Source organism: Streptomyces sp. NPDC057099 (assembly GCF_042671245.1).
In the GTDB taxonomy this organism is placed as follows: domain Bacteria; phylum Actinomycetota; class Actinomycetes; order Streptomycetales; family Streptomycetaceae; genus Streptomyces; species Streptomyces purpurascens.
Map to the genome: position 1 here is coordinate 90,242 of NZ_JBHUTX010000026.1, position 11,511 is coordinate 101,752.

Genomic DNA, 11,511 nt, shown 5'->3' on the forward strand with positions numbered 1-11,511 from the left:
TCACCCGGCGTCGGTGCCGGGATCCGGCCTTACCACCCCGAGGATAGGCATGGATCCCGCTCCCGCGACGGTGATGTCCCGCCCGGGGCGCGGGGCGTGCACCATCGCCCCGTCGCCGATGTACATCGCGACATGGCTGGCGTCGTCGAAGTAGATGATGAGGTCGCCGGGCCGCATGTCCTGGACGTCGATGTGCCGCAGCTGCTTCCACTGCTCCTGCGAGGTGCGCGGTATGCCGCGGCCGGCGGATATCCAGGCCTGTGACGTCAGCCCGGAGCAGTCGTAGGTCTCAGGGCCCTCGGCGCCCCACTGGTACGGCTTGCCGATCTGGGCCGTGGCGTACTCGACGGCCTTCTTGCCCTGCTCGGACGCCTTGCCGCTGATCTCGTCGAGGACGCCGGAGCCGAGCCAGGCGGACTGCGCCCTGGCCGCGGCCTGCTTCTCCAGCTCGGCGAGGCGCTTCTGCTCGTCCTTCTGCAGCTCGGACTCGACCTTCTCCGCCTGCTTGATCTGCTTCTCGATCTTCTTCTGCGCGGCGGCCTTGGCCTTGCGGCCCGCCTCCAGCTTCTTCCACTGCGCGGAGGCGTCCTTGGCGTACTGCTCCAAGTCCTGCTGCGTGCGGGTCAGTTCGCCGATCAGGCCCTTGGCCGCGTGCTGGCCCTGGCGGACCCGGACCGCTCCTTCGAGGAACTCCTGCGGGTCGTCGCTGAGCGTCAGATGGGCCTCGGGCGGCAGTCCGCCCCCGCGGTACTGCGCGGCGGCCGAGGCGCCGGCCCGGTCCTTCAGCTTGGCCAGCTTCTCCTTGCCCTTGACGATCTTCTTGGCCAGTTCGACGATCTCGGCGGACTGCTTGTCCGCCTTCTCCTCGGCGGCGTTGTACTCGTCGGTGGCACGGCCCGCTGCGCGGTAGAGCTTGTCGAGCTTCTCGCGTACGGCCTCGAGGTCCTTGCTGGGCCCGGGTGTTGAGCTCGCGCTCGGAGTGGGGGAGGGGCTCGGACTGGCGAACGCCGTGCCCGGTGCCGCCAGCACGGTGATCGCGCAGACGACGGTCACCGCCGTCGCGATCAGGCCACGCTTGCCCGTTCCCATGCCTCAGCCCCCAACTGATTAACCGTCAGTAACATCCGGTTCGTCTGGGATGCTGCCATGCCGGCGCCCAAAGCGACAGAGGTAGTGCTTCCCGCCGCCCCCGCACCGGTATGCCCCCGGCATGACGATCTCCCCGCCTGTGTGACGAACGACTCAAAGAGATCGTTCCCGGCGGGCCGTGCCGGGCCGTGCCGGGCCGTGCCGGGCCGTGCCGGGCCATGCCGAGGGGCGTGCCGACTGGCCGTGCCGGTGAGCTCAGCCCCGCGGGGCCAACGCCTCCCACCGCACCGTCACTTCGCCCTGCCGCCACCGCACCGGCCCGTCCGCCACCGGCCAGTCCGCCCTCAGGTCCCGTACCGCCCGGATCCACCGCTGGCGGGCGCCGTAGGAGGCGTAGGGCGCGGCGGCCGCCCAGGCGCGGTCGAAGTCACGCAGGAAGGAGTGCACCGGCTCGCCCGGGACATTGCGGTGGATGAGCGCCTTCGGCAGGCGTTCCGCCAGGTCCGAGGGGCGCTCCAGGGAGCCCAGCCGGGTCGCGAAGGTGACCGTGCGCGGACCCTCCGGGCCGAGCGCGACCCACACGTGCCGTCGCCCGATCTCGTCGCAGGTCCCCTCGACCAGCAGTCCGCCGCGCGCGCCGGTGGCCGGGTCGGCCGGGGCGAGCCGCCCGCACAGCCGCTCCCACACGGCCGCGACCTCGCCCTCCTCGTACTGCCGCAGCACGTTCGCCGCCCGGACGAGCAGGGGCCGCTGCGGGACCGGGATCTCGAAGCCGCCGTGCCGGAACACGAGCCCCGCCCGCTCGTACGGCAGCGCCGCCGCGACCCGGGCGGGCTCGATCTCGACGCCCACCACGCGCGTGCGGGGCGCGACCGTGCGCAGACGGTGCAGCAGTTCGACGGCCGTCCAGGGGGCGGCGCCGTACCCGAGGTCGACCGTCACGGGGTCGGCGGCACGGCGCAGCTCCGCGCCGTGCGTGGCCGCGATCCAGCGGTCCATGCGGCGCAGGCGGTTGGGGTTGGTCGTCCCGCGCGTCACCGTGCCCACGATGCGGGGGCGGGTCGCCGCGCGGGATGTCATGCGTACGAGGGTATGCGGCCTTCAGGGATGCCCTCGGGTGTCCTCAGGCGCCGCCGCCCCCGGGTGTCCTCAGGCGCTGCCCCCGTACGTCCCGAACTCCGGAACCCCCGTCGACTCGAAGACATGCACCGACAGCCCGCCCGGCGTCGTCCGATGGTCGGTGAGCCGCAGCCCGGCCGGTGCCCCGCCGTCCGGGAAGAGGCGACGGCCCTGCCCCACCACGACCGGGGCGATCGCCAGCCGCAGCGTGTCGACCAGCCCGGCGGCCAGCAGGGACTGCGCGAGCCGGGCGCTGCCGTGGATCTGGATCTCCCGGCCGGGCAGCCGCTTCAGCTCCGCCACCTGGGCGGGGACGTCGCCGGACAGGATGGTGGTCGGGTTCCAGCCGGCCGTGGTCAGGCTGTGGGAGGCGACGTACTTCGGCAGGCCGTTCAGTACGGCGGCGGCGGGATGGTCGGTCATCGTCGGCCAGTCCCGGGCGAAGTTCTGGTAGGTACGGCGGCCGAGCAGCAGCGCGTCCGCCTCACCGAGCCAGGTACCGACCAGCCGTTCGAACTCCTCGTCCAGATGCGGCACGAACCAGCCGCCCCGCTCGAAACCGTCGCTGGTGTCCTCGTCCGGGGCGCCCGGCCCCTGGGAGACACCGTCGAGCGTCAGGAACTCCTGCACCACGAGCTTCATCGTGACCCTCTCCTCTCCTCAGTGAGTCAGATCAGTGAGTCAGATCAGTGAGTCAGACGCCCCGGGACGCGGAAACTCATCGGCCCCCGAACGGGGAACGGCGAGACCGCGAGAACCGCGTCAGTCCTGGCGGACGATGTTCCTGCCCGGCCCGCCGGAGAGCGTGTCCGCGCCGGGTCCGCCGTACAGCTCGTCGTCGCCGCTGTTGCCCCAGATCCGGTCGGCGCCGCCGTTCCCGTGCAGGATGTCGTTGCCTCTGCCGCCGTAGATCTCGTCGTCGCCTGCCCCGCCGTAGACCGTGTCGTCACCGTCGTCGGCACGCAGGATCTGGTCGCCCGCGCCGCCGTGCAGGACGTCGTCACCCGCGCCGCCGTCCACGATCTCGCCGTCGATGCCGGCATAGAGGGTGTCGTCGCCGGCACCGCCGCCGGCGTACCCCAGCGCGCCCGCCCTGATGATGTCGGCGCCCGCGCCGCCCCGCACCGATGCGCCGTCGACGCGGCCGCCGGTGGAGCCGGTCCACCGGTCGTCGCCGTCGCCCAGTTCGACCGCGTTGAAGTAGTAGACCTGGTCGGTGGCGTTGTCGAAGGAGGCGGTGTCGGCGCCGTCGCCGAGGTCCATCTCCATGGAGGTGAGCGGGGACTGGCTCTCGGGGGCCTCGACCGTGCAGGAGATCCTGGTCTTGTCCGTGCTGTCGGGATGGCCGCAGCCGGTCCCGGCGCTGATCGGGACGACGTCGTCGATCACATAGGTGAACCGGGAGCGGTCGCCGGTGAAGGACTGGGTGATGGCCACCTTGTTGGCCTGCCCGGGGGCGGCCGTGTAGGTGAGCTGCCAGCCGTACTCGTTCACCGAGGCGGTGGCGGCCGTCGGCTGCGCGGCCCCGGCCGGGCCCGCCAGGGCGATCGGGACGGCCAGGCCGATGCCGAGAAGGGGCGTCAGAAGCGTCGCCGCGCGTAACGTCCGGCGGCCGATGAGGCGAGAGGGCATTGCATAACCTCCGTGAGGCAGTGGTCGATCCTTTCGTTGGTTGGGACCGGTGGGGCGGGAGCCCGGTTGTCCGCGGAGCCGGGATCGACTGCCTTTTCACGACGGGGACAACGCCCATGACCTGCGATTTCCGATCGAGTTCACCTGCCCGTCACGCTCCCGGTCCCGGCGGACAAGGGGACCCTTCAGGCGCTCCACATTCTCGAACGGTTGAGCGGTGAGCGGTAATGATTCGGTAAAAGTCGCGAACAGGGAATCGAACGCGGAAATGGAGCGCCCCCCTCCGATGTTCTCCCCCGTGCAGGGCACAGCGCGTCCTGCGCGAGGCATGCCCGGAGCGAGGAGGAACGCCACGTGAGCCAGTACATCGGCAGGCTCGGGCGGCGCTCCGCGTCCGCGCCCGCGCGCCTGAGGCTGCACCGCAGGCCCCGCCGGGTCGCCATGCTCTCCGTGCACACCTCCCCGCTCCACCAGCCGGGCACCGGCGACGCCGGCGGCATGAACGTCTACATCGTGGAACTCGCGCAGCGCCTCGCCGCGCAGGGCGTCGAGGTCGAGATCTTCACGCGCGCGACCGCCGCCGCCCTCCCCCCGACCGTCGAACTGGCCCCCGGCGTCCTCGTCCGGCACATCGACGCCGGCCCCTACGAGGGACTCAACAAGGAGGACCTCCCCGCCCAGCTGTGCGCCTTCACCCACGGCGTCATGCAGGCCTGGGCCGGTCACCGCCCCGGCCACTACGACCTGGTCCACTCCCACTACTGGCTCTCCGGACACGTCGGCTGGCTCGCCGCCCAGCGCTGGGGCGTCCCCCTGGTGCACGCCATGCACACCATGGCCAAGGTCAAGAACGCCAACCTGGCCGACGGCGACAGCCCCGAGCCGGCCGCCCGCGTCATCGGCGAGACCCAGATCGTCGCCGCCGCCGACCGCCTCATCGCCAACACCACCGAAGAGGCCGACGAACTGGCCCGGCACTACGCGGCCGACCCCGACAAGCTCGCCGTGGTCCACCCCGGCGTCAACCTGACCCGCTTCTCGCCCGCCGACGGCCGCGCCGCCGCCCGGGCCCGTCTCGGGCTGCCCCAGGACGCGCTGATCCCGCTCTTCGCGGGCCGCATCCAGCCCCTGAAGGCCCCCGACGTGCTGCTGCGGGCCGTGGCCGTCCTCCTCGACGAGCGCCCCGAACTGCGCTCGCGCATCCTCGTCCCCGTCGTCGGCGGCCCCAGCGGCAGCGGCCTCGCCAAGCCCGAGGGCCTGCAGAAGCTCGCCGCCCGCCTCGGCATCGCGGACGTCGTACGGTTCCGCCCGCCGGTCGGCCAGGAACAGCTCGCGGACTGGTTCCGCGCCGCCTCCCTCCTGGTCATGCCCTCCTACAGCGAGTCCTTCGGCCTGGTCGCCATAGAGGCCCAGGCGGCGGGCACCCCCGTGCTCGCGGCGGCGGTCGGCGGCCTGCCGGTGGCCGTGGACGACGGACACACCGGCTTCCTCGTACGCGGCCACAACCCCGCCGACTACGCGCGCGTGCTGCGCGACTTCGCCGACGACCCGCACCTGGCGTCCCGCATGGGCGCGCAGGCCGCCCGCCATGCCCAGTCCTTCGGCTGGGACGCCGCGGCCGCCGCCACGGCGGACGTTTACACGGCCGCGATGCAGGCGCACCGCCGTCGCGTACGCTCGCTCCATGGGTGACACCGGTCAGGAACAGCGCGTGGCACAGGTCATCGAGGGAGTGCTGAAGGACGCCGACCTGGAGTGGGAGAGCCCCGAGCCCGGCACGTACGTCGCGCAGCTCCCCGGCACCCGCAAGCTCAAGACCACGGTCTCCCTGCTCGTCGGCCGCCACTCCCTCTCCCTGAACGCCTTCGTCATCCGCCACCCCGACGAGAACGAACCGGCCGTCCACCGCTGGCTGCTGGAGCGCAACCTCAAGCTCTACGGCGTGAGTTACGCCGTCGACCAGCACGGCGACGTCTACGTCACCGGCCGCGTCTCTCTGTCCGCCGTCACCGCGGACGAACTGGACCGCCTGCTCGGCCAGGTCCTGGAAGCGGCGGACGGCAGCTTCAACACCCTCCTGGAGCTGGGCTTCGCCTCGGCGATCCGCAAGGAGTACGAGTGGCGGGTGTCCCGGGGCGAGTCGACGCGCAACCTGGACGCGTTCGCGCATCTGACGCAGCGCCCGGAGCGCTGATCACCCGGCTCGGAAGCGCCCGGGCGGTACCCCCACCAGCCTCCGGAAGTGCCGCGTGAGGTGCGACTGGTCGTAGAACCCGGTCGCCACCGCCACCTCGCTCGGCGTCCGCCCCTCGAGCAGCAGCCGCCGGGCGCGGCCCACGCGCAGCGACGTCAGGTACTGGTGCGGGGCGATGCCGTAGGCGGCACTGAACGCCCGTACGAGATGGGCCGGATGGGCCCCGACGAGCGCCGACGCCTCACGGAGCTCCATCCCCTCGACGACCCGCTCGTCCAGCAGTTCGCGCAGCCGGCGGGCGAGGACGGGATCGGCGGCCCGTGGTGACGCGACGGGGTCGCCCCGCAGATGCCCGCGCAGCCGCTCCCCGACGAACATCAGCCTGCTCTCGGCCTCCAGCTCCTCACCGGGCCGCACCAGCGTGCCGTGCAACTGCCCGACGCGCCGCCGCAACAGCGGATCGCGCAGGTCGGGATGGTCGACGGCGGCCCCGATGAGCTCGTCCCCGAGATACGTCCCGTCGAGATACAACACCCGCTTGCGGAAGCCCTCCGCGGTGACGGGCGAGCCGTTGTGCGGCACATGCGGCGGCAGCAGCGACACGGTGTCGTGCGGCGTGCCGTGCTCGTGCCGGTCCAGGTCGTACCGCACGGCACCGGTGTCGACGATCAGCAGCGTCCAGGCCTCGTGGACGTGCATCGGATACGCGTACTCGGTGAACCGCGCGTGGAAGACCTCGACGACACCGGCGACGGGGGGTCGCCAGGCGGAGACGGTCCGGGAGGACCGGGACGTCGGGGAGGTCCGGGAGGGCTCGGAGGCCATGCAAAAAACGTACAAGACCCTGGCGGGGGCTGCCCGGCACGCTCGGATCATGAACACCGAAGCATCCCCGGAGCCGATCCGCTTTGATACGAAGATCGCTGTGCTGCTGCGCGAGGACCTGGAGCAGTGGCAGCGCCTGAACGTCACGTCATTCCTGGTCAGCGGCTTGGGAACGCAGCTCCCCGAGGTGATCGGGGAACCGTACGAGGACGCGGACGGCGTGCCCTATCTGCCGATGTTCCGCCAGCCGGTCATGGTCTTCGAGGCCACGAAGGAAACCCTGACCACCGCCCACACCAGGGCCTTGTCCCGCTCCCTGCCCCGCGCGCTCTTCACGTCCGACCTGTTCTCGACGGGCAACGACCGCGACAACCGCGCGGCCGTACGGGCGGTGCCGACGGCGGACCTGGACCTGGTCGGCCTCTTGGTCTACGGCCCGAAGAACGCGGTGGACAAGGTGGTGAAGGGCGCGCGGATGCATCCGTGAGACCAAAGTCGGGGGCGCGTAGACCAACGGCTGATGACAGCACGGACGGCCCGTCCCGAGACTCTTTCCATGGAGGAAGCCAGGAAAGTCCACAGGGGAAAGAGGCCGGTTCCGCCGGTTCGGCCGGCGGACAAGTCCACCGAACTCGCGGAATCGGCATGGGCCATCGTGCTCTTCTGCATCGCCTGCGCTGCAGCAGCCGGCGCCCTGCTCCCTCTCCTCGCCCGCTGGCTGCTGAGCCTGCCCTGGGCACCACTGGAAGGCCCGGCCGAACTCCTCACCTCGATCCCGGAACCCGCCCTCACCCTGGGCACGGTCGCGGTGGGCGCACTCGCCGGCCTGCTGCTGGGTTTCACGGCGGTGCATGAGTCCCTGTCGGTGAGCATCTCCGCCACACACCTGACCCTCACCATCAGGGAGAGCACACGGGAGTTCGCCCGTGAGGAGATCGCGGTGCTGTTCAGAGACGGCAAGCACCTGGTCGTCCTGGCCCCGGACAGCGGGGAACTGGCCCGGGAGCACTGCGGCCTGTCCTGGCCACGCCTCATCGCGGCGCTTGCCGCGCACGGCTACCCCTGGGCGGAGGAGGACCCGTACCGCGCCGAGTTCCGCCGCTGGGTCCCCGGCACGCCGGGCCTCCCCGAGGGCGCGGACGCCCTGCTCAGGGCACGCGCGCGGGCCCGAAAGGACTCGGACGACGCCGACGACGCCCGGGAGCTGCGCGGTGAACTGCTGCGGCTCGGCGTGGTCGTACGGGACGAGGAGAAGCGGCAGTACTGGCGGCTGGTCGGGCGGGCCTGACGCACAGGCGCCCGAGGCCCCTCGCAGCGATAAAATCCGCCGCGGGAGGGATGCCCGTGACCCGAATACCCGGCTTACGTGCCCTGCTCATACTCTTCGTCTTCGTCGTCGCCACGTCGGCGGTCGCCGGCTGCGCGGACCGGGGCCCGGACACGGCGCCGGACAGGGGGCACTCTCCGGCTGCACCGGCACCTCGCCCGGCCATCCACCTCGGCACGGACGGCGATCGCGCACTGGTCCCCGGCGGCCCGCCGCTCCCCTTCCGCGTCACTGTCGCCGGCCTCACCGAGACGCAGGCCGCCCGGCGCGTACTGGCGCTCTACATCGGCACGGTCCCGGACCGGCTCCAGATCCGCGAAGACGAAGCGTGGCGCGATGTGCGGCTCCAATGGACCAACGAGCAGGACGACGACGGCGAGTTCGCTGCCGTGCTACCACTCCTGCACCGCGGCAAGGCGCGAAACAAGATCGAGTTCCGGATCTTCACCGCCGATCAGCGGCGCAGCTACGTGGACGGACAGGTCCCTGCCGTGGCCGACACCATCGCCGCGCAGCTGGCCCCGGCCCGGAAAGGCTGGGCTCCGGATACCCACCCGGCGGCGTCCGCGTCACGGGTGCGTCTTCCGGTGGATCCCACTCACCTCGCCATCGAGGTCCCGCAGTTGCTCAGGGCGACCGAGGGTGGTCCATCCGTGGAGTGGGAGGTGCGCGTACGCAACGTTGCGGGCAAGCTCACCCGCTCCGGCCTGCGCATCGCGATCACCCTCAGCCCCGGCGCGGCCGGCCAGTCGGTCAGCCGCCTGCACTGGTCGATTGACCAGGAGGACCGCTGGACCGACCTGACGGGCCGGGCGCACGTCGAGACGGACGAGTTCGCCCTCGCGCCCGGTGAATCCCGCACGGTCCGCATCCGCATCGCGCTGCCGACCGGAGCCACGTCGAAGAACACCGGGGACCTCGCCGCGGCCCTGTCCGCAGCGGTCTCGGCCCCTTGGTGGCCCTCCGACCCGGACGAGCCCTCGGGAGTCTCCCTCGACGCGGAGTCCACGAACGTCCTGGCCCAGGGCTAGGACGGGGTCACGGGCTGCAGGCCTCGGCGATCGACAGGCTGTTCTCGTAGAGGTGGTGCCGCGTGATCCGCCCGTCCTCGACGGTGAGCCGCAGCGCGAACGGCCCCTCGAAGGACTTCCCCGTCGCCCGTACGGTCCCTGCGAGATGCCCCATCAGGACGGCGTCGTTGCCGTCGACGAGAAACGTGTCCACGGAGGCGCGGGCGTCTCCGGGCACGGTGTGCGCCATCAACTCTTCTGCCTGCGCGGCACACTCGGCAGCGCTGGACCGCGGACGTATCCACGGCACTCCCGGATTCTCGGCGAGCAGCCAGTCGACCTTGTCGGCGAAGAGCGCGGTGATTCCTTCGGTGTCGCCGGAGAGCCGGAGTTCGAGGAACCTCTGGACGGTGGCGCGGGTGGCTGTGGCGGTGGTGGGAGGCGTCATGAAGCCCAGACTGCCGGGACACCGCAGGAGCGTCGATTACGTCCCAGGTAAGGAGACTCGGAGTCCATCACTGCCCGACGCGACCGTCGATCAACTCGCGCAGAAGGTCGGCGTGGCCGCAGTGCCGCGCGTACTCCCCGATCTGCGCCACCAGGACATCGCGCAGCTGAAGCTGTCCACCGGGTTCGGGCCCGAGGTCGGAGAACCCGGCGTTCCGGGTGGTGAGATCGCCGACGCCGGCCAGGTACCGATCGGTGAGTTCCACTTCCACCCGCCACTGCCGCCAGGCATCCTCCACGACCACCGGGTCGGCGACCGCCCCGTTCCAGTCGCCGTCACGATCCTCCTCGGTCCGATACAGCTTCGGCGCGTCCTCACCGGCCATCACCCGCCGAAAATGCCGCTCTTCCTCGGTCAGGTGCCGCACCAGCCCGAGCAGGGACATCGTGGACGGCGGCACGGAACGCAGGGCCATCTGTTCGGCGTCCAGACCGGCGCACTTCATCTCCAGGGTCAGCCGGTAGTGGCGCAGATTCTCGAGCAGGCTGCTGCGCTCATCGACGACGTCGGTGTCGGTCTCACGAGGATCATCATCCGGATCGACCCACATGTCGGGGTAGACGGTCGACTGCGTCCACCGAGCCACAGCTCGTTCATTGGTGTGCTCATCCGAGACCATGGGGGCATGGTGGACCGGGCCGAAACGGCTCCGCCACCGAATAACTCGGGCATCCGCACCGGCACCGGGACGCTGTGGAGGTACCTGTTGAACACGGGACGCGAACCGAGGCTGATCTTGCTGTGCGGACTTCCAGGCTCCGGAGGAACCACGCTGGCCAAGCACCTGGCGAGGGAGATCCAGTTCCTCGACGAGCCAGCGCGCGACCGGCTCGAGAGGCGGTTCTCCCGGCGCGCCCAGGAACTCCCCGTCGAACTGCACTACCTTTCAGCACTGATCGACGAATTGAGCCGCCTTGAAGCCCGCAACGCGGCAGTTGAGCAAGAAACGGTCCGTTCACCCGCGAGAGAGCGCGGCGTGCCCAGAGGCGCCCAACGCCCGCACGTGTTTTCATGGAAAAGAGCCTAAGGTTGTCAATTCGATGTGACAGCGATGCTGGCTCCAAGCCTGGCTCTATCCGCGCGGGACCGGCCCACGGCAGTGGCCCGTTGCGACCTGGCCGTCGGTTCGCCAACTTCGTGCGCCCTGCACCGCGGTAAGCAGGAACCGGGCCGAGCCTGAGCCGCCTAATTCCTGAGAAGTCGCGTCGAATTGCTGTGTAACTACGGCGATCAACAGTGACTAACAGGACAGGTGGAGGCTGTCATGGTGATTTTGAGTCCGGGACCCAACGTGGCCATGCAAAAGCAGAGCAGCAATCAGCTCACGGCGGTCACCGTCGGGAATGATGGGTCGATGTACGTTGCGTGGGAAAACAGCAACGGCCCTTTGAACCGCTCCGGGATCGGTGGAGGCTCTATGCGTTGACTCCAGCCGCCGGTTGGGGCTGGTGTTGAGCGTAGTGGTTGGTCTCGTGCTCGTGGGGCGGGATGTCGCCGATCGCTGTGTGGAGGCGCTGGTTGTTGAACCAGTCGACCCATTCCGCGGTGGCGAGTTCAACGTCGGCCAGGCCGTGCCAGGGCCTGCGCGGCTTGATCAACTCCGTCTTGTAGAGGCCGATCTGGGATTCCATGAGCGCGTTGTCCAAGGCGTCGCCGACGGTGCCGATCGAGGCGTCGATGCCGGCCTCGATCAGGTGCGCGGTGAACGCGAAAGACGTGTACTGACTGCCCGCGTCCGAATGATGAACCAGCCCCGGGCCAGCGGGAGTTCCGGCGCGGTCGCGACGCCACAAGGCCATGTCGAGGG

General features: G+C 70.6%; 14 protein-coding genes. 6 read left to right on the plus strand and 8 right to left on the minus strand.

Going from position 1 to position 11,511, the window contains the following annotated elements; translation table 11 throughout:
* From ACFT4A_RS27355 to ACFT4A_RS27370, 4 genes are all read right to left on the minus strand, one after another.
* Complete coding sequence (locus ACFT4A_RS27355) at positions 1-1,089, minus strand: NlpC/P60 family protein (protein WP_382834743.1); 1,089 nt, start codon at positions 1,087-1,089, stop codon at positions 1-3.
* 255 nt (positions 1,090-1,344) lie between these two features.
* Positions 1,345-2,169 (minus strand): class I SAM-dependent methyltransferase, encoded by an 825-nt coding sequence (locus ACFT4A_RS27360; protein WP_382834746.1) that lies wholly within the window; start codon positions 2,167-2,169, stop codon positions 1,345-1,347.
* Positions 2,170-2,238: 69 nt separating this feature from the next.
* On the minus strand, positions 2,239-2,850 hold the full coding sequence (locus tag ACFT4A_RS27365) for a dihydrofolate reductase family protein (RefSeq protein WP_382834749.1): 612 nt from the start codon (positions 2,848-2,850) through the stop codon (positions 2,239-2,241).
* 120 nt (positions 2,851-2,970) lie between these two features.
* The gene (locus tag ACFT4A_RS27370) at positions 2,971-3,840 is read right to left on the minus strand and encodes a calcium-binding protein (protein ID WP_382834752.1); all 870 of its coding nucleotides are present in this window, start codon (positions 3,838-3,840) and stop codon (positions 2,971-2,973) included.
* Between the two features lie 354 nt (positions 3,841-4,194).
* Between ACFT4A_RS27370 and mshA the strand changes: the two genes are divergently transcribed.
* A complete protein-coding gene (mshA, locus tag ACFT4A_RS27375; RefSeq protein WP_382834754.1) occupies positions 4,195-5,532 on the plus strand; it encodes a D-inositol-3-phosphate glycosyltransferase in 1,338 nt (445 codons plus the stop codon).
* A complete protein-coding gene (locus ACFT4A_RS27380; RefSeq protein WP_382834757.1) occupies positions 5,525-6,034 on the plus strand; it encodes a YbjN domain-containing protein in 510 nt (169 codons plus the stop codon). Before mshA ends, ACFT4A_RS27380 begins: the two co-directional genes overlap by 8 nt.
* Here the strand turns inward: ACFT4A_RS27380 and ACFT4A_RS27385 are convergent, their stop codons facing one another.
* Positions 6,035-6,859 carry an AraC family transcriptional regulator gene (locus tag ACFT4A_RS27385; protein ID WP_382834760.1) on the minus strand — a complete coding sequence of 275 codons (825 nt, stop codon included), beginning with the start codon at positions 6,857-6,859 and terminating at the stop codon, positions 6,035-6,037.
* A 49-nt stretch (positions 6,860-6,908) separates the two neighbouring features.
* Between ACFT4A_RS27385 and ACFT4A_RS27390 the strand changes: the two genes are divergently transcribed.
* The 3 genes from ACFT4A_RS27390 to ACFT4A_RS27400 all read left to right on the plus strand — a co-directional run bounded on the left by ACFT4A_RS27390 (position 6,909) and on the right by ACFT4A_RS27400 (position 9,217).
* Positions 6,909-7,346 carry a DUF2000 family protein gene (locus tag ACFT4A_RS27390; protein ID WP_382834762.1) on the plus strand — a complete coding sequence of 146 codons (438 nt, stop codon included), beginning with the start codon at positions 6,909-6,911 and terminating at the stop codon, positions 7,344-7,346.
* Positions 7,347-7,415: 69 nt separating this feature from the next.
* A complete protein-coding gene (locus tag ACFT4A_RS27395; protein WP_382834765.1) occupies positions 7,416-8,147 on the plus strand; it encodes a hypothetical protein in 732 nt (243 codons plus the stop codon).
* Positions 8,148-8,203: 56 nt separating this feature from the next.
* Positions 8,204-9,217 (plus strand): hypothetical protein, encoded by a 1,014-nt coding sequence (locus ACFT4A_RS27400; RefSeq protein ID WP_382834769.1) that lies wholly within the window; start codon positions 8,204-8,206, stop codon positions 9,215-9,217.
* Positions 9,218-9,224: 7 nt separating this feature from the next.
* On the opposite strand, the gene ACFT4A_RS27405 is transcribed toward ACFT4A_RS27400, so the two are convergent.
* Together ACFT4A_RS27405 and ACFT4A_RS27410 are read right to left on the minus strand one after the other, a co-directional pair.
* Positions 9,225-9,644: a nuclear transport factor 2 family protein gene (locus ACFT4A_RS27405; protein ID WP_382834772.1), complete on the minus strand. Its 420-nt coding sequence runs from the start codon at positions 9,642-9,644 to the stop codon at positions 9,225-9,227.
* A gap of 67 nt (positions 9,645-9,711) precedes the next feature.
* Positions 9,712-10,323, minus strand: a complete 612-nt coding sequence (locus ACFT4A_RS27410) for a DinB family protein (RefSeq protein WP_382834775.1) — start codon at positions 10,321-10,323, stop codon at positions 9,712-9,714.
* 6 nt (positions 10,324-10,329) lie between these two features.
* Between ACFT4A_RS27410 and ACFT4A_RS27415 the strand changes: the two genes are divergently transcribed.
* Entirely contained in the window at positions 10,330-10,731 is a 402-nt protein-coding gene (locus ACFT4A_RS27415; protein ID WP_382834778.1) for a hypothetical protein, read from the plus strand.
* Positions 10,732-11,119: 388 nt separating this feature from the next.
* Here the strand turns inward: ACFT4A_RS27415 and ACFT4A_RS27420 are convergent.
* A partial coding sequence (locus tag ACFT4A_RS27420; protein WP_382834781.1) for an integrase core domain-containing protein occupies positions 11,120-11,511 on the minus strand: 392 nt, incomplete at its 5' end.

What these genes read in the sequence shown, in the direction of transcription:
- ACFT4A_RS27355 (WP_382834743.1), bottom strand. Translation starts at nt 1,089, where the DNA reads ATGGGAACGGGCAAGCGTGGCCTGATCGCGACGGCGGTGACCGTCGTC.
- ACFT4A_RS27360 (WP_382834746.1), bottom strand. Translation starts at nt 2,169, where the DNA reads ATGACATCCCGCGCGGCGACCCGCCCCCGCATCGTGGGCACGGTGACG.
- ACFT4A_RS27365 (WP_382834749.1), bottom strand. Translation starts at nt 2,850, where the DNA reads ATGAAGCTCGTGGTGCAGGAGTTCCTGACGCTCGACGGTGTCTCCCAG.
- ACFT4A_RS27370 (WP_382834752.1), bottom strand. Translation starts at nt 3,840, where the DNA reads ATGCCCTCTCGCCTCATCGGCCGCCGGACGTTACGCGCGGCGACGCTT.
- ACFT4A_RS27380 (WP_382834757.1), top strand. Translation starts at nt 5,525, where the DNA reads ATGGGTGACACCGGTCAGGAACAGCGCGTGGCACAGGTCATCGAGGGA.
- ACFT4A_RS27385 (WP_382834760.1), bottom strand. Translation starts at nt 6,859, where the DNA reads ATGGCCTCCGAGCCCTCCCGGACCTCCCCGACGTCCCGGTCCTCCCGG.
- ACFT4A_RS27390 (WP_382834762.1), top strand. Translation starts at nt 6,909, where the DNA reads ATGAACACCGAAGCATCCCCGGAGCCGATCCGCTTTGATACGAAGATC.
- ACFT4A_RS27395 (WP_382834765.1), top strand. Translation starts at nt 7,416, where the DNA reads ATGGAGGAAGCCAGGAAAGTCCACAGGGGAAAGAGGCCGGTTCCGCCG.
- ACFT4A_RS27405 (WP_382834772.1), bottom strand. Translation starts at nt 9,644, where the DNA reads ATGACGCCTCCCACCACCGCCACAGCCACCCGCGCCACCGTCCAGAGG.
- ACFT4A_RS27410 (WP_382834775.1), bottom strand. Translation starts at nt 10,323, where the DNA reads ATGGTCTCGGATGAGCACACCAATGAACGAGCTGTGGCTCGGTGGACG.
- ACFT4A_RS27415 (WP_382834778.1), top strand. Translation starts at nt 10,330, where the DNA reads ATGGTGGACCGGGCCGAAACGGCTCCGCCACCGAATAACTCGGGCATC.